The sequence below is a fragment of the Halomonas saccharevitans genome (assembly GCF_900116405.1).
GTDB classification, from domain to species: Bacteria; Pseudomonadota; Gammaproteobacteria; order Pseudomonadales; family Halomonadaceae; genus Halomonas; species Halomonas saccharevitans.
The window spans coordinates 1-16223 of record NZ_FPAQ01000052.1; the positions used below are offsets into that span (position 1 = coordinate 1).

General features: G+C 68.8%; 16 protein-coding genes. 13 read left to right on the forward strand and 3 right to left on the reverse strand.

All coding sequences use genetic code 11. From position 1 onward, the window contains the following. Positions 1 to 392 precede the first annotated feature (392 nt). Positions 393 to 845 carry a DUF4426 domain-containing protein gene (locus BM388_RS16185; protein ID WP_089852055.1) on the forward strand — a complete coding sequence of 151 codons (453 nt, stop codon included), beginning with the start codon at positions 393 to 395 and terminating at the stop codon, positions 843 to 845. After that, positions 842 to 1210: a Rieske (2Fe-2S) protein gene (locus BM388_RS16190; RefSeq protein WP_089852057.1), complete on the forward strand. Its 369-nt coding sequence runs from the start codon at positions 842 to 844 to the stop codon at positions 1208 to 1210. Before BM388_RS16185 ends, BM388_RS16190 begins: the two co-directional genes overlap by 4 nt. Here BM388_RS16190 and sfsA read toward each other — a convergent pair. Together sfsA and BM388_RS16200 are read right to left on the reverse strand one after the other, a co-directional pair. Next, entirely contained in the window at positions 1169 to 1966 is a 798-nt protein-coding gene (gene sfsA, locus BM388_RS16195; protein WP_089852060.1) for a DNA/RNA nuclease SfsA, read from the reverse strand. The two genes, BM388_RS16190 and sfsA, sit on opposite strands and share 42 nt — an antisense overlap. Further along, positions 1966 to 3126: an aminotransferase class I/II-fold pyridoxal phosphate-dependent enzyme gene (locus BM388_RS16200; RefSeq protein WP_089852062.1), complete on the reverse strand. Its 1161-nt coding sequence runs from the start codon at positions 3124 to 3126 to the stop codon at positions 1966 to 1968. Before BM388_RS16200 ends, sfsA begins: the two co-directional genes overlap by 1 nt. 218 nt (positions 3127 to 3344) lie before the next feature. Between BM388_RS16200 and dksA the strand changes: the two genes are divergently transcribed. The 11 genes from dksA (at position 3345) to BM388_RS16250 (ending at position 15755) form a co-directional block, all read left to right on the forward strand. Next, a complete protein-coding gene (gene dksA, locus BM388_RS16205; protein WP_089852064.1) occupies positions 3345 to 3782 on the forward strand; it encodes an RNA polymerase-binding protein DksA in 438 nt (145 codons plus the stop codon). A gap of 88 nt (positions 3783 to 3870) precedes the next feature. Next, complete coding sequence (gene gluQRS, locus BM388_RS16210; protein WP_089852066.1) at positions 3871 to 4764, forward strand: tRNA glutamyl-Q(34) synthetase GluQRS; 894 nt, start codon at positions 3871 to 3873, stop codon at positions 4762 to 4764. 12 nt (positions 4765 to 4776) lie between these two features. Continuing rightward, positions 4777 to 4953, forward strand: coding sequence for a hypothetical protein (locus BM388_RS17920; protein WP_166462108.1), 177 nt, complete (start codon positions 4777 to 4779; stop codon positions 4951 to 4953). After that, the gene (locus BM388_RS16215; protein WP_089852068.1) at positions 4943 to 7903 is read left to right on the forward strand and encodes an ATP-binding protein; all 2961 of its coding nucleotides are present in this window, start codon (positions 4943 to 4945) and stop codon (positions 7901 to 7903) included. The genes BM388_RS17920 and BM388_RS16215 overlap by 11 nt, the downstream gene beginning before the upstream one ends. Next, positions 7881 to 9269, forward strand: a complete 1389-nt coding sequence (locus BM388_RS16220; protein ID WP_089852070.1) for a sigma-54-dependent transcriptional regulator — start codon at positions 7881 to 7883, stop codon at positions 9267 to 9269. Before BM388_RS16215 ends, BM388_RS16220 begins: the two co-directional genes overlap by 23 nt. Positions 9270 to 10177: 908 nt before the next feature. Continuing rightward, positions 10178 to 11575, forward strand: a complete 1398-nt coding sequence (gene pcnB, locus BM388_RS16225; RefSeq protein WP_089852072.1) for a polynucleotide adenylyltransferase PcnB — start codon at positions 10178 to 10180, stop codon at positions 11573 to 11575. Between the two features lies 1 nt (position 11576). Then, positions 11577 to 12086 carry a 2-amino-4-hydroxy-6-hydroxymethyldihydropteridine diphosphokinase gene (folK, locus tag BM388_RS16230; RefSeq protein WP_089852074.1) on the forward strand — a complete coding sequence of 170 codons (510 nt, stop codon included), beginning with the start codon at positions 11577 to 11579 and terminating at the stop codon, positions 12084 to 12086. Between the two features lie 113 nt (positions 12087 to 12199). After that, positions 12200 to 12991 carry a 3-methyl-2-oxobutanoate hydroxymethyltransferase gene (panB, locus tag BM388_RS16235; RefSeq protein ID WP_089852076.1) on the forward strand — a complete coding sequence of 264 codons (792 nt, stop codon included), beginning with the start codon at positions 12200 to 12202 and terminating at the stop codon, positions 12989 to 12991. Positions 12992 to 13016: 25 nt separating this feature from the next. Further along, positions 13017 to 13865, forward strand: coding sequence for a pantoate--beta-alanine ligase (gene panC / locus BM388_RS16240; protein WP_089852078.1), 849 nt, complete (start codon positions 13017 to 13019; stop codon positions 13863 to 13865). A 35-nt stretch (positions 13866 to 13900) separates the two neighbouring features. Further along, positions 13901 to 14281, forward strand: coding sequence for an aspartate 1-decarboxylase (gene panD, locus BM388_RS16245; RefSeq protein WP_089852080.1), 381 nt, complete (start codon positions 13901 to 13903; stop codon positions 14279 to 14281). A gap of 298 nt (positions 14282 to 14579) precedes the next feature. Beyond that, positions 14580 to 15755, forward strand: a complete 1176-nt coding sequence (locus tag BM388_RS16250) for an acetyl-CoA C-acetyltransferase (protein ID WP_089852082.1) — start codon at positions 14580 to 14582, stop codon at positions 15753 to 15755. 154 nt (positions 15756 to 15909) lie between these two features. On the opposite strand, the gene BM388_RS16255 is transcribed toward BM388_RS16250, so the two are convergent. Then, on the reverse strand, positions 15910 to 16223 hold a 314-nt coding region (locus BM388_RS16255; protein WP_139233969.1), incomplete at its 5' end, for an IS66 family transposase.

A 16223-nucleotide genomic window follows, 5' to 3' on the forward strand; every position in this document is an offset into this window, starting at 1 on the left:
GCTGGCCGGCTTCCTGTGGGCCCTCGCCTGCGAGGCAATGGGCAAGCCACACGGCAGCCGGGCCACGACATGACGGCAGTGTCCCAGTGCCTGCGGGTCAGGGAGCGTCGGGCCGGTAGGAGAACCCCTGGCGGTCCTATGAGGCTCCCGCCCTCCGGGGCAGGGTGACCCTCGAGCGTAGAGCAGGGTAGCTCCGCGACGAAGTGATGACAGGTCGGTACCCAACCCACGAATACCAGAGAGATCCACCGTCGCTGATAGCCCCTCGCTTCCTGACCCGTAGGCATTGAGGACAACCGCATGCACTGAAGAGACAACCGAGCCCTTGACAGGTCAATCCATACCAGTACCAGAGCCTAGAAAGAGCCGAGAGCCCCAAGGGAGAACCGACGATGATGCGACACAGCCTGACGGCCCTGATGCTGGGCCTGATCCTGCTGGCGGCCCTGCCCGCCCAGGCCCAGCAGTTCGAACAGGTGGGGGACTACCAGATCCACTACAGCGCCGTGAACACCAGCTTCCTGCCGGAGGCGGTGGCCCGGGAGCACGGCATCCAGCGCAGCCAGGCCATGGCGCTGCTGAATGTCAGCGTGATGGAGCGCCTCGAGGACGGTTCGACCCGCCCCGTCATCGCCTCGGTCGAGGGTCGCAGCGGCACGCTCGACGGCAGCGAGGGCCGTCCGCTGGCCTTTCGCAGCCTGCGCATCAACGACACGCCCTCCCAGGTCGCGGTGTTTCGCATCCGCGAAGACGAGCCGATGCGCTTCGACCTGCGCGTGCGCTACGACCGCAATGCCGAGCCCGCCGAGGTGAGCTTCATCCAGCGCTTCTACATCGATCGATGAGCGCCTCGACCCAAGACGCTGCCGAGCCGGCCACGACCGCACCGCCCATCGCCCACGTCGCCGACCTCGCGGAGAGCGGCTCGCTCGGTGTGCGACTGCCCGACGGGCGCGATGCGCTGCTGGTGCGGGTGCATGGCCGGGTCAGCGCCTTCGAGAACCGCTGCCCCCACCAGGGCGTGCCCCTCGAGGCCGAACCGAACCGCTTCCTGGAGGCCGGCGGGGAGCTGATCCAGTGCGCCATGCACGGCGCGCTCTTCCTGCCCGAGGGCGGCGAGTGCGTGTTCGGCCCCTGCCAAGGCGAGCATCTGTGCCAGATTCCCGTCTCAGTCGACGACGACGGACGCATCCACCTGGCGGGTGAGTGAAACCGCAAGCCCCTTCCCCAGGCACACCGCCACCGGCACGCCGTCCTCGCGGACGAACTCGCAGCGCCGTGCCAGCACCTCCACGCCGCGCGCGGCCACCTCGCCAAGCGTCGCGGCATAGGCGGGGTCCAGGTGCGCGGCCGGCGCCACGTCCTCGATGCCCTCGTGAGCCACGCAGAACAGCAGCACCGCCCGGTGCCCCGCCTCGGCCAGCGCCGCCAGCGCCTCCAGGTGGCGGCGCCCCCGCGCGCTGACCGCGTCGGGGAAGTAGCCGTGGCCGTCGCTCTCCCTCAGCGTCACCTGCTTGACCTCGACGAAGGCCGTGCCGCGGTGCGCATCCTCGAGGCAGAAGTCGAGCCGGGTGCGTTCATGGCCGCTGCCCGCCGTCACTCCCTCACCCCACGCCGCCAGGCGCACCTCACGGCGGATTTCCGCGTAGCCCGCAAGCTCCTCTACGCTTCCTGCGTGCAGCGCCTCCTCGACGATGCGGTTGGCGCGCCCGGTGTGCACCGAGGTCGCCGCCACGCTGCCGTCGGATTGCGGCAGCTCGATCAGTTCCCAGGTCCAGGCCAGCTTGCGGGCCGGGTTGTCGCTGGCGGCGAGCCACACCCGGCAGCCCGGCACGTTCACCGCCCGCATCGAGCCGGTATTGGGACAGTGCGCCACCACCTCGCGGCCGTCATCGAGGCGCACGTCGGCCAGGAAGCGCTTGTAGCGACGCAGCAGGGTGCCGGGCACCAGAGTCGGATAGATCATCAGCGACGCGCCAGGAAGCGCTCGAGGCGGCTCACCGCCTCCTCGAGGCGCGCCTCGCCGGTGGTGAAGGCGATGCGCACGTGATGCTCGCCCCCCGCCAGGGCGAAGTCGGTGCCCGGGGTGATGGCGACGTTCTCCTCCTCGAGCAACGCCCGGCAGAACGCCTCGCTGTCGTCGCTGACACGGGAGACGTCGAGCCACAGGTAGAAGGCCCCCTGGGGCGGCAGCGACGGCGCCAGCCCCAGCCGCGAGAGCCCCGCCAGCAGGGCATCGCGGCGCCGGCCGAGCTCGAGCCGCCGCGCCTCGAGGATCTCGCGGCATTCGGGCGTGAAGGCGGCCAGGGCGGCGTGCTGGGCCGGGGTGGAGGCGGCCAGGAAGACGTTCTGGGCCAGCCGAGTGAGCGGCTCCACCGCCGCCTCGGGGGCCAGCAGCCAGCCCAGGCGCCAGCCGGTCATGCCGAAGTACTTCGAGAAGCTGTTGACCACGAAGGCATCCGGAGTGGTCGCGGCCACCGAGAGCGGCGGCAGGTCATAGCAGAGCCCCTGGTAGATCTCGTCGACCAGCAGCTCGCCGCCGCACGCCTTCACGGTGTCGGCCACCGCCGCGAGCCGGCCGGCGTCGAGCATATGGCCGGTCGGGTTGGAGGGCGTGGCCAGCATGGCGAGCCGAGTGTCAGCCTGCCAGTGGCGCGCCACCAGCTCGGCATCGAGCTGCCAGCCGCTCTCCGGCCCCACCGGCACGGCATCGACCTCGGCGCCGGCCAGGGCCATGAAGTGACGGTTGCAGGGGTAGTTGGGGTCGGCCATCAGCACCCGGTCGCCGCGGCCCGCCAGCAGCTGGCTGGCCAGCAGCAGCGCCCCGGAGGCCCCCGGCGTGATCAGGATGCGCGCCGGGTCGACCGCGGCGCCGAAGTGCTCGGCGTAGTGCCCGGCGATCGCCTCGCGCAGCGCCGGCAGGCCGGCCGCCGGCGTATAGCGGGTCTGGCCGGCATCCAGGGCGTCGCGGCCAGCCGTCACGACCGGCGCGGGGGTGGCGAAGTCGGGCTCGCCGATCTCCAGGTGGATGACGTCGTGACCGGCGGCCTCCCGGGCCTGGGCGATCTCCAGCAGGCTCATCACGCGAAAGGGGGCGATACGCGCCACCCGGGCATTCCAGCTCATCCATGGCTCCTCTGGTCGCGCCGGAGAGCGAAGGGCATCTTGCCGACGATCGGTGGTCAAAACTGACATGTTACGACTTTTGGCGCGATGCAGCAGTCCCGACGCCGCCGGAGGTTGCAACGCCGGTCTTTTTCCGATAAACAAGCATCCCTTTGGCGTGAAATACCCTGCCCGCAGCAGGTATTGATCAGCAGTCACTCAAGACACGAGGCGGACCCATGCCAGTAGCAGAAAAGAAGATGGATGCTCCCAAGAAATTCACCCCGTACGAGCCGGCGGCGGGTGAAGAGTACATGAACGAGAAGCAGCTGGAGCACTTCCGCAAGATCCTGCTGGGCTGGAAACAGGAGCTCATGGAAGAGGTCGACCGCACCGTTCGCCACCTGCAGGAAGAGGCGAACAACTACGCCGACCCGGCCGACCGAGCCACCCAGGAAGAGGGCTTCAACCTGGAGCTGCGCACGCGGGATCGCGAGCGCAAGCTGCTCAAGAAGATCAACGAGACCCTCGACAACATCGATGATGACGATTACGGCTTCTGCGAGGCCTGCGGCGTCGAGATCGGCATCCGCCGCCTCGAGGCGCGACCCACCGCCACCCTGTGCGTGGACTGCAAGACCCTGGCCGAGCTCAAGGAAAAGCAGCTGGGCGGCTGACGGCGATGCCGATGCCTCGGAACTCCCCCCGCGACGGGCACCTGAGGGTGCCCGTTTGCGTGTCGGCCCTTCACGCGGGAGTCGTGCGATGAGCGGCTATCGCGGCCGCTTCGCGCCTACCCCCTCGGGCCCGCTGCACTTCGGCTCCCTGGTGGCGGCCCTGGCGAGCTTCCTCGATGCCCGCCGCGCAGGCGGCGAGTGGCGGCTGCGCATCGAGGACATCGACCCGCCGCGCTGCCCGGCCGGCGCCGCCGATACCATCCTGCGCCAGCTCAAGGCCTTCGGCCTTCACTGGGACGGCCCGGTGAGCTGGCAGCACGAGCGCGACGACGCCTACGCCGCCGCGCTCGAGCGCCTCAGGACCGCGGGCCTCGCCTACCCCTGCAGCTGCTCGCGCAAGCAGTGGCGCGATTACCCCGTCTATCCCGGCTGGTGCCGCCACGGCGTGTGCGATCCCGCCAAGCCGATGGCCTGGCGACTGCGCAGCGATCTGGGGCCGCGCCCGGTAGTCTGGCCGGATCGCCTGTTCGGCGAACAGCGCTTCGATCCGGCCGAGCTCGGCGACGTGGTGCTGAAGCGCAAGGACGGCCTCTGGGCCTATCAGCTCGCGGTGGTGGTGGATGATGCCGACCAGGGCATCAGCGACGTGGTGCGCGGTGTCGACCTGCTCGACAACACCCCCTGGCAGCGCCAGCTGCAGCAGGCGCTGGGCTATCCTGAGCCGCGCTACCTGCATCTGCCGCTGATCCTCGGTGACGACGGCCAGAAACTCTCCAAGCAGAACCTGGCACCGCCCCTGCCGGAGGTCGATGACGCGGTGCGACCGCTGCTGCATGCGGCCCTGGCGGCGCTGGATCAGGCGCCCCCGCGGGAGCTTGCCACAGCCCCGGTGGCCGAGCAGCTCCAGTGGGGCATCAGGCACTGGGACGTCGCCCGGCTTCGCGCCGCGCCCCATCGCCAGACCGACGCCACCACCCCCTGAGAGGAGCCCGACGTGTACGTCTATCGCATCATGCTCTTCCTGGTCTTCGGCGGGTATCTGCTCTCGCCGCTGCTGATGAGCGGCTGGGCGAGTCCCGAGATCGCCTGGTATCGCCCCTTCGTGGTGTGGGGCGTGCTGATCGCCCTGACCCTGTGGCTGGAACAGAAGAGAAAGCTCGATGAACGCTAGTCTCGGCGCCGTCCTGGCACTGGGCAGCGGCTACCTGCTGCTGCTGTTTCTCTGCGCCCTGGCGGTGGAGCGCGGCTGGATTCCCACGCGTATCGCCCGCCACCCGGTGGTCTACACCCTGGCGCTCGGCACCTATGCCAGCGCCTGGGCGATCTACGGCAGCCTGGAGCTGGCCGGCCGCGCCGGCTACGGCTACCTGGCCTACTACCTGGGGGTGGCCGGCGCCTTCCTGCTCGCCCCGGTGCTGCTGGTACCGATCCAGCGCATGACCCGCACCTACCAGCTCGCCTCGCTGGCCGACCTGTTCGCCTTCCGCTTCCGCTCGCGCTGGGTCGGCACCCTGATCACCCTGGTCAGCCTGCTCTCCGTGCTGCCACTGCTGGCCCTCCAGGTGCAGACCCTGGGCGACTCCATCCATCTGCTGACCGGCACCGCCTCGCCGTCGCTGCTGGCGCTTGCGTTCTGTGCGCTGATCGCGCTGTTCGCGATCCTCTTCGGCGCCCGACACACTCGGCTCCACGCCCGCCACGACACCCTGCTGGCGGCCATCGCCCTGGAATCGCTGGTCAAGCTGGTCGCCATGCTGGCGCTGGGCGGCTTCGCGCTGTTCGTGGTCTTCAACGGCCCCGGGGACCTGCAGGCCTGGCTCGACGGCCCGGGCCGCCTGGCCCAGGCGCGGGTGGAGCATCTGGATCCGGCCCAGTGGCGCACCCTGCTGCTGCTGTTCTTCGCCGCGGCCTTCCTGATGCCGCACATGTTCCACATCACCTTCGCCGAGACGCTCTCGCGGCGCACCCTGCTGCAGGCCGCCTGGGCGCTGCCGCTGTTCCTGCTGCTGATGGCGCTGCCGGTGCCGCTGATCCTGTGGGCCGCCCAGCGCCTGGGCACCGATGCCGCGGGGCTCGGCGGCGCCTACCTGGCCTACGGGCTCTCGGAATCGCTGTGGTTGCAGGGCGTGGTCTTCATCGCCGGCCTCGCGGCCACCAGCGGCACCATGATCATCATCTCGCTGGCGCTGTCGGGGATGATCCTCAACCACCTGGTGCTGGTCGCCCATCCCCCGGTGGACCAGCCGGACCTCTACCACTGGCTGCGCTGGCTGCGGCGCGCGCTGATCGGCGCGGTGATCTTCGCCGGCTGGCTCTTCTATCGCCTGGTGGGGGTGAACCACGACCTCACCACCCTGGGGCTTGCCGCCTTCATCGGCATGGCCCAGTGCCTGCCGGGCATGCTGGCGCTGCTCTACTGGCCCGGCGCCAACCGCAAGGGCATGGTCAGCGGACTGACGGCCGGCGTGCTGGTGTGGCTCGCCGGCAGCTGGGTGCCGCTGCTCACCGACTTGCCGGCCCAGGTGCTGCTGCCGCCGGGCCTCGAGGCCCTGGCCGGCCAGCCGGACTGGTACGTGGTGACGATCGTCTCGCTGGCGGCCAACATCCTCACCTTCATCCTGGTCTCGCTGCTCACGCCCACCTCCGACGGCGAACGCGCCGCGGCGGAGGCCTGCTCGGTGGACGCGGTGATCCGCCCCAAGCGCCTGCCGCTGGTCGCCGGCAACGGCGAGGAGTTCAAGTATCACCTGGCCCGCGCCCTCGGCGAGGAGGTCGCCGGCCGCGAGGTCGACCGGGCGCTGACCGACCTGGGCCTGTCGCCGCTGGACGGGCGCCCCTATGCGCTGCGCCGCCTGCGCGATCGCATCCAGGCCAACCTCTCCGGGCTGATGGGCCCGTCGGTGGCCCAGGACATGGTCGACCGCCACCTGCCCTATCGCCGCGGCGGCCAGGAGCCCACCGATGACATCCACTTCGTCGAGAGCCGCCTGGAGGCCTACCGCACCCGGCTGACGGGCCTCGCCCGCGAACTCGACGGCCTGCGCCGCTATCATCGCCGCATCCTCACTCGCCTGCCGGTAGGCCTGTGCGCCTTCGGCGTCGATGACGAGCTGTTGATGTGGAATGACGCCCTCGCCGAGCTGACCGGCATCGACGGCGCCAGCGTGGTCGGCTCCCGTCGGGACAGCCTGCCGGCCCCCTGGAACGACCTGCTGGGACGCATGTTCCTCGAGCATCACGATCACCTCTACAAGCAGCCGGTGACGCTGGAGGGCACGCTCCGCCACCTGAGCCTGCACAAGGCCGAGCTCACCGCCGACGAGGATATCCGCGGCGGCACCGTGGTGCTGGTCGAGGATCACAGCGAGATGAAGTGGCTAGAGGACGAACTGGTGCACGCCGCGCGGCTCGCCTCGATCGGCCAGCTGGCGGCCGGGGTGGCACACGAGATCGGCAACCCCGTCACCGGCATCTCCTCGCTGGCGCAGAACCTGCGCTACGATACCGACGACCCGGAGGTGCTGGGGACCGCGACCCAGATCCAGCAGCTCACCGACCGCATCTCGCGCATCGTCGAGTCGCTGGTCGGCTTCGCCCACGGCGGTCGCCACGTGGCGGGGCAGACCTTCGCCGCGGTCTCGCTGGCCGAGGTGACCGATGAGGCCCTGCACTTGATCCACCTGGCCCGCTCGGGGGAGGATATCCACTACCGTAATCGCTGCCCCGAGGGCCTCCAGGTCGAGGGCGATGCCCAGCGGCTGCTGCAGGTGCTGGTCAACCTGATCGGCAACGCCCGGGATGCCAGCGTCCCCGGCGGCGAGGTGATCGTCGACGCCGGCCGCCAGGGCGAGTGGCTGCACGTCACCGTCACCGACCAGGGCCACGGCATCGCCGAGCACGTGCGCGATCACCTGTTCGAGCCCTTCACCACGACCAAGCCGCCCGGCGAGGGCACCGGGCTTGGCCTGCCGCTGGTCTACAGCATCATCGCCGAGCACGGCGGCCATATCGATATCGACTCCCCGCCCCCCGGGCAGGCCCAGGGCACCCGCATTAACCTGTGGCTGCCCCTCAACACAGAGCATGGTGACCCCACCGATGAGCCGGATCCTGATCGTTGAAGACGAAGCCATCATCCGCAGCGCCCTGAGGCGGCTGCTGGAACGGCACGACCACCGGGTCAGCGAGGCGGGGTCGGTGGCCGAGGCCCTGGCTCTCGAGCCCCAGGGATTCGACCTGGTGATCAGCGATCTGCGCCTGCCCGGCGAGCCCGGCACCGAGCTGATCGCCCGCGCCGCCCCCGTGCCGGTGCTGATCATGACCAGCTACGCGAGCATGCGCTCGGCAGTGGAGGCCTTGAAGCAGGGCGCCGTGGACTATGTCGCCAAGCCCTTCGATCACGACGAGCTGCTCGAGACCGTGGCCCGGGTCCTGCACCAGCAGGCCACCCAGCAGGGCGAGCCACCCGACATCACCGAGCCCAACGGCCAGCGTCAGACCATGATCGGCAACTGCCCCGCCATGCAGGTGGTCTACACCCGCATCCGCAAGGCGGCGCCCGCCGATGTCACGGTGCTGGTGCAGGGCGAATCGGGCACCGGCAAGGAGCTGGTGGCTCGGGCCCTGCACCAGCAGAGCCGGCGCGCCGGCGCACCGCTTATCTGCGTCAACTGTGCGGCCATTCCCGAGACGCTGATCGAGTCCGAGCTGTTCGGCCACGAGAAGGGCGCCTTCACCGGCGCCAGCGCCGCACGTACCGGGCTAGTCGAGGCCGCCGATGGCGGCACCCTGTTCCTCGACGAGATCGGCGAACTGCCCCTCGATGCCCAGGCGCGCCTGCTGCGCGTGCTGCAGGAGGGCGAGATCCGCAAGATCGGCTCGGTGGAGACCCGCCACGTGAACGTGCGCCTGATCGCCGCCACCCACCGCGACCTGCAGAGCCTGTCGAAGACCGGCGAGTTTCGCCTCGACCTCTACTATCGCCTCAACGTGATGCAGATCGACCTGCCCTCCCTGCGCGAGCGCGAGGATGACATCCTGCAGATCGCCGATGTCCTCCTGGAGAAGGCCTGTCGCCGCCACGAGCGGGAAGGCCTACGGCTCTCACGGGCCGCCCGCCGAACCATCCGCGACTACCCCTGGCCCGGCAACGTGCGCGAGCTGGAGAACGCCCTGGAGCGCGGCGTCATCCTCGCCGAGGGCCACCTGATCCATCCCGACGACCTGGGCCTGGCCACTGCGCCCCGGCCTCTCCTGGAGCCGGCAAGCCAGGTGCCGGCCTCGTCCGGCCACGCGGAACCGGAGCCCGGTGAAGAGGACGACCTCTCCCTGGAGGACTATTTCCAGCACTTCGTGCTGGAGCACCAAGACCAGATGAGCGAGACCGAGCTCGCCCAGAAACTCGGCATCAGCCGCAAGTGCCTGTGGGAGCGGCGCCAGCGCCTGGGCATCCCGCGCAAGAAGAGCCCGCGCCGCAACACGGGATGACGCCGCCTGACCCTACGACCCCTGACCATACGACCATAGTGTAAGCGCCCGCGGCCGACGCCGCGGGCGCCGTTTTTCCCCCTTCCCGACCACGTTCTGCACCATTTGTTACCTTCCCACACAGCCACTGCCCCAAGGCGGGGCCAGATGGGTAACACTCGGCCGCCGTGTCGCAACATGGCTCCAGCGACCCATACACACACCCATGTTTTATAACGTTTTTCTCGACAGTGGCACGCCACCTGCTACTACTAGAGCAAGAAAAACAAATCCGGACGTCACCCGGTGCCAACAACAACAACAAGGCAACCAGGCGTGACAGGGCCCGTCCCGACAACAACAAGACACTCGGGCCCCTACGACTTCGGCGCTTGCCGACAACAAGAACAGCAGCGGCACAGCGCGAGGCCTTCGAGACTCAACAACAACAAGCTGCTCGAAGCACCGGAGCCATCAGGACGCGACGCACCCAAGTACGGCCAACAACAATGACAACGGCCAGCGAGGTGCACTCCCGGCAACAATGCCAACAATCCGGGAGGAGGCATACTTTCATGCCGTCGTGGTTGGACTATTGTTTTGAATACGAGACGGTCGCCGTCAGGAGCATCAACAACCATAACAACACCGCTTGCCTGAACACTCCTTGGTGACTGTGGTGCGTATTCAGGGCGATGCGCCATCACGAAGAAAAATCAGCTGCACGGACGCAGCATCCTGCTTTTCAGGGGAGGCCACCGGCCTCCCCTTTCTATGTCTGACCCATGCCTGCCACCCCCTGTCCGGCAACGCCTGGACGCCCCTCATGACCTGGCGATCGCCGGCTCATCGCCGCCCCGCGCTTTGCAAGGTGTCAGTGGTCGGCTACACTCAACGCTTTTCCGCGTCCCGCGAGTCGATATCGCCGCATGATCAAAGGTTTTACCCGCTTTCTGCAGAGCCCGGGCCAGCACTTCAAGTCGCTGTTCGGCCCTCAGGATGCGCCGGCCGGCAGCACCGGTCCTCGCATCATTCCCCGTCAGGAACACCCGGTCTCGCGTCAGCACTTCAGTGACGCCGCCATCAAGGTGCTCTACCGCCTGCACAATGCCGGTTTCCAGGCCTTCCTGGTCGGCGGGTGCATCCGCGACTCGCTGCTCGGCCATATGCCCAAGGATTTCGACGTCGCCACCGATGCGACGCCGGAACAGATCCGCGAGCTGTTTCGCAACTCGCGAATCATCGGCCGGCGCTTTCGCATCGTGCACGTGCGCTTCGGCCGCGAGGTGATCGAGGTCACCACCTTCCGCGGCAAGCCCAACGACGATCATGCCGATCATATCTCCCAGCAGTCGGATGATGGCCTGCTGCTGCGCGACAACGTCTGGGGCAACCTCGAGGAGGATGCCCTGCGTCGCGACTTCACGGTCAACGCCCTCTACTACAACATCGCCGACTTCTCGATCCACGACTTCGCCGATGGCGTCAAGGACATCGAGGCCCGCACCCTGCGGCTGATCGGCGACCCGGCGACGCGCTATCGCGAGGACCCGGTGAGGATGCTGCGCGCGGTGCGCTTCGCCGCGAAGCTCGACTTCCACCTCGATCCGGCCACCGAAGCGCCCATCGCCGAGGCCGCACCGCTGCTGCTGCAGATTCCGCCGGCCCGGCTGTTCGACGAGATCCTCAAACTGTTCATGGCCGGCCACGGGGTCGTCACCTTCCAGCTGCTGCGCCGCTACGGTCTGTTCGCCATGCTCTTCCCCGAGGCCGACGAGGCCATGGAGGAGCAGCCCTGGGCCGAGCGCCTGGTCGAGCAGGCGCTTTCGAGCACCGATCGCCGCATCCGCGAGGAGCGCCCGGTAACGCCGGCCTTCCTGTTCGCCGCCCTGCTCTGGGCGCCCGTCCAGCAGCGTCAGGCGATCCTCGAGGCCGAGGGCATGCCGGCGATCCCCGCGCTCCAGACGGCCTCCCAGCAGGTGGTGTCGCGCCAGCTCCAGCACATCTCGATTCCCAAGCGCTTCAGCCTGCCGATGCGCGACATCTGGGATCTGCAGCAGCGGCTGCCGCTGCGCCGCGGCAAGCGCGTCTTCCAGACCCGCGAGCATCCGCGCTTCCGGGCCGCCTACGACTTCCTGCTGCTGCGCGAGGAGGCCGGCGAGCTCGACCCGGGCCTAGGCGACTGGTGGACCGCCTTCCAGCATGCCGACGAGCACGAGCAGCGCCGCCTGCTGAGCAAGGTCGGCGCCGACCCGGCCGGCAGCGGAGCGCCGCGCAAGCGCCGCCGGCGGCGCCGCAAGCCGCGGGGCCCCGCGAGCGACGCATGACATGAGTGGCGAGCCTAATACCGGGCATCACGCCTGGATCGGCCTGGGCAGCAACCTCGATGGCCCGCGCGAGCATGTTGCGCGCGCCCTCGATGAACTCGAGCGTCTGCCGCTGACGCGCCGCGTCGCCGCCTCGAGGCTCTACGCCAGCCGTCCGATGGGGCCTGCCGACCAGCCCGACTACGTCAACGCCGTGGCGCATCTGGTGACGCGGCTCTCGCCGCTTGCCCTGCTCGATCAGCTGCAGGCCCTCGAACAGCGCCATGGCCGGGTGCGCGGTCGCCGCTGGGGACCCCGCACCCTGGACCTGGACCTACTTCTATATGATGACCGCCGGCTAACGCTGCCGCGCCTCACCCTGCCCCATCCGGAGATGGCCCGGCGCGCCTTCGTGCTGGTGCCACTGGTCGAGCTGGCCCCGAGCCTCGCGCTCGACGGCACGCCGCTGGCCCGCCTCGCGGCCGAGCTCGAATCCCAGGACCTGGCGCCGGTGTTACCGACCGGCGGATGATGGCCCCACACTGTTACCTATCGACACCCCGGCATGATTCGGGTAACAATCGCGGGTTACACCGAGGACGGTCCGCCAGAGGCCTCCCCCCGACCAGACGATGAGAGCACGCCATGAAAACCGTCACCCTGAGCACGCTGTCGGCCCTCAAGCGCGCCGGTGAGCCCTTCAGCTGCCTGACCGCCTACGACGCCTCCTTCGCACGGGCGGCCGGCGAGGCCGGCATCGAGGTGCTGCTGGTGGGCGATTCGCTGGGCATGGTCCTGCAGGGGCATGCCAGCACCCTGCCGGTGACCCTCGACGAGGTCTGCTACCACACCCGCTGCGTGGCGCGCGGCAAGGGCAAGAGCCTGCTGATGGTCGACCTGCCCTTCATGAGCAACTCCAGCACCGAGCGCCTGCTCCAGGATGCCGGCGCCCTGATGCGCGCCGGCGCCGAGCTGGTCAAGGTCGAGGGCGAGGCCTGGATGGCCGAGGGCATTCGCGAGCTGACGCGCCGCGGCGTGCCGGTCTGCGCCCACCTCGGCCTGACCCCCCAGTCGGTCTACCAGCTGGGCGGCTACAAGGTGCAGGGCCGCGAGTCCGAGCAGGCGACGCGGATCCTCGAGGATGCCCGCACCCTGGTCGAGGCAGGCGCCTCGGTGATCCTGTTGGAGTGCGTGCCGGCGAGCCTGGGTCGGGCAGTGAGCGAAGCGCTGGAGGTGCCGGTGATCGGCATCGGCGCCGGCCCCGATACCGACGGCCAGATTCTCGTGATGCACGATGTGCTGGGCGTGACCCACGGCCGCACGCCGCGCTTCGTCAAGAACTTCATGGTGGATGCCGACGACATCCAGGGCGCCTTCCGTCACTACCACGAGGACGTCAAGGCCCGCCGCTTCCCCGCCGAAGTGCACTGCTTCTAAGTCTTTATTCCGGGAGCCCTAGACGATGCGCACCCTGCACGAGATTGCCCCCCTGCGCGAGACGCTCGACGAGGCCCGTCGACGCGGCCAGCGCATCGCCCTGGTACCGACCATGGGCAACCTCCACGAGGGCCACCTGGCGCTGGTGGCGGAAGCCCGCCGCCGGGGCGACATAGTGGTGGCGACCATCTTCGTCAATCCGCTGCAGTTCGGCCCCGGCGAGGATCTCGACGCCTACCCGCGCACCCTCGCCGAAGACCAGGCGAAGCTCCAGGCGGCCGGCTGCGACCTGCTGTTCGCCCCCGAGACCACCACCCTCTACCCCCGCGGGCTCAACGCCCAGACCCGGGTCTGCGTCCCCGAGGTCAGCGAGGGCCTGTGCGGCGGTGACCGCCCCGGCCACTTCGACGGGGTCGCCACCGTGGTCACCATGCTCTTCCAGCTGGCGCAGCCCGACGTGGCCTGCTTCGGCGAGAAGGACTACCAGCAGCTGGCGGTGATCCGCCGCCTGGTGGCCGATCTGCACCTGCCGGTGGAGATCATCGGCGTGCCGATCGTGCGCGCCGAGGACGGCCTCGCGCTCTCCTCGCGCAACGGCTACCTGGATGGCGCACAGCGCAGCGTCGCCCCGACCCTCTATGCGACCCTGGGCGCACTGCGCGAGGCGCTGGAGAACGGCGCCGCCCCGCACGAGACCCTGAACGATGGCCTCGCCAGGCTGAAGGACGCCGGCTTCGCGCCGGACTACCTGGAGCTGCGCGCCGCCGACCTGGGCCCGGTCGAGGCGACGACGCGCGAGGCCGTGCTGCTCGCCGCGGCCCGCCTGGGCCCGACCCGACTGATCGATAACCTGAGCCTGACCCTGCCGCGCTGACCGCGCGGCATCGCGACCAGAGGAACCCTTGTCCCATGCAGACCATCATGCTCAAGGCCAAGCTGCACATGGCCCGCGTCACCCATGCCGTGCTCAACTACGAAGGCTCCTGCGCCATCGACGGTGAGCTGCTGGACATGTCCGGCATCCGCGAGAACGAACAGATCCAGATCTACAACGTCGAGAACGGCCAGCGCTTCACCACCTACGCCATTCGCGCCGAGGAAGGCTCGCGGATCATCTCGGTGAACGGCGCAGCCGCCCACCTCGCCAGCGAAGGGCAGCGCGTGATCATCTGCAGCTACGCCCACTACAGCGAGACGGAGCTCGACGCCCATCAGCCAGCGCTGGTCTATCTCAAGGAAGGCAACGTCATCAGCCATACCAGCAACGCCATTCCCGTACAGCTGGCCTGACGCCCCGCGGGCACCCCATCCCCGGGGTGCCCCGCTTCCTCCCCGTGCCTTCCGCCCGAGCTTTTCCCCAGGCCTTCCACGCCGAGCTCTTCCCGTGCCGCCCTCCGCGTAACGCTCTCGCCCTCCGATCTCCTCGCGATGCAGGCGCCGCGACGCCCCCTACGGCCATGGAAGCATTGCCGCGACGCACAAGACTCCCCTATGCTGAGAGACCCGGCTCTGTCTGAGACGTCATCTCGTGCAGGGTGTCCCCCAGACACGGCCGCCAGTCCGCTACCTATCTTCAGGAGTATCCCGCATGCAAGACGTGGTGATCGTTGCCGCACGCCGTACCGCCGTCGGCACCTTCGGCGGCTCCCTGGCCGGCATTTCCGCCAGCGACCTGGGCGCGCATGTCATCAAGGACATCCTGGCCTCCACCGGCGTCGCCGGCGACCAGGTGGATGAGGTCCTGCTCGGTCAGGTGTTGACCGCTGGCGTCGGCCAGAACCCCGCCCGCCAGGCGAGCATCAAGGCCGGCCTGCCGGACGCGGTGCCCGCCATGACCATCAACAAGGTCTGCGGCTCCGGCCTCAAGGCCCTGCACCTGGCGACCCAGGCGATCCGCTGCGGCGATGCCGAGCTGATCATCGCCGGCGGCCAGGAGAACATGTCCGCCTCGCCGCACGTGCTGCCCAATTCGCGTACCGGCCAGCGCATGGGCGACTGGAAGGCCGTCGACAGCATGGTCCACGACGGCCTGTGGGACGCCTTCAACAACTACCACATGGGCATCACGGCCGAAAACCTGGCCGACAAGTACGGCATCACCCGCGAGGCGATGGACGAGTTCGCCGCCGCTTCCCAGCAGAAGGCCGCCGCGGCCATCCGCGAGGGCAAGTTCAAGGGCCAGATCGTCCCGGTCGAGATCCCCCAGCGCAAGGGCGACCCGGTGGTCTTCGACACCGACGAGGGCCCGCGCGACGTGACCGCCGAGAAGCTTTCCGGCATGCGCCCCGCCTTCAAGAAGGACGGCAGCGTCACCGCCGGCAACGCCTCCTCCATCAACGATGGCGCCGCCGTGGTCATGCTCTGCTCCGCCGAGAAGGCCAAGGCGCTGGGCCTCGAGCCGCTGGCGCGCATCGCCGCCTACTCCAACGCCGGCGTCGATCCGTCCATCATGGGCATCGGCCCGGCCCCGGCGACCCGTCGCTGCCTGGAGAAGGCCGGCTGGAGCATCGATGACCTGGATCTGGTCGAGGCCAACGAGGCCTTCGCCGCCCAGGCGCTCTCGGTCAACAAGGAGCTCGGCTGGGATACCGACAAGGTCAACGTCAACGGCGGCGCCATCGCCATCGGCCACCCCATCGGCGCTTCCGGCTGCCGCATCCTGGTGACCCTGGTGCACGAGATGATCGCCCGGGATGCCAAGAAGGGTCTGGCGACGCTATGCATTGGCGGCGGGCAAGGCGTCGCGCTGGCGATCGAGCGCTGAGGAAACCCTGATTCATTGCTGCGCTCCGGCTCTTTGTGAAAAGCCCTGACCGCCGGCGGTGCTCGGAATCCTCATGTAGCGAGCTACACTCCGGTTCCTGCGCTCCGGCGGCGATCAGTAAGCGGTCCACAAACCCCACCTGTTGCGGCGTGAGTCAGACCGGTAGAGTCTCTTTCCAGCGCCAGGGAAGCAGTGTGTCGAGATCCTCACCCTCACCGAGAGTTGGCAGAGTCTCGAACACGAACTGCAGGTATTCGTAGGGCGAGAGGCCGTTGGCCTTGGCCGTCTCAATCAGACTGTAGATCGCCGCGCTGGCCTGGGCGCCGCTCGGCGTTTGACTGAAGAGCCAGTTTTTTCGACCGACTACAAAGGGGCGAATCGCATTTTCCGCTGCGTTGTTGTCCAGCGGGATCAGTCCGTCATCGAGGAAGCGTGTCAGGCGCTGCCACTGGCCATCCAGATAGTGCA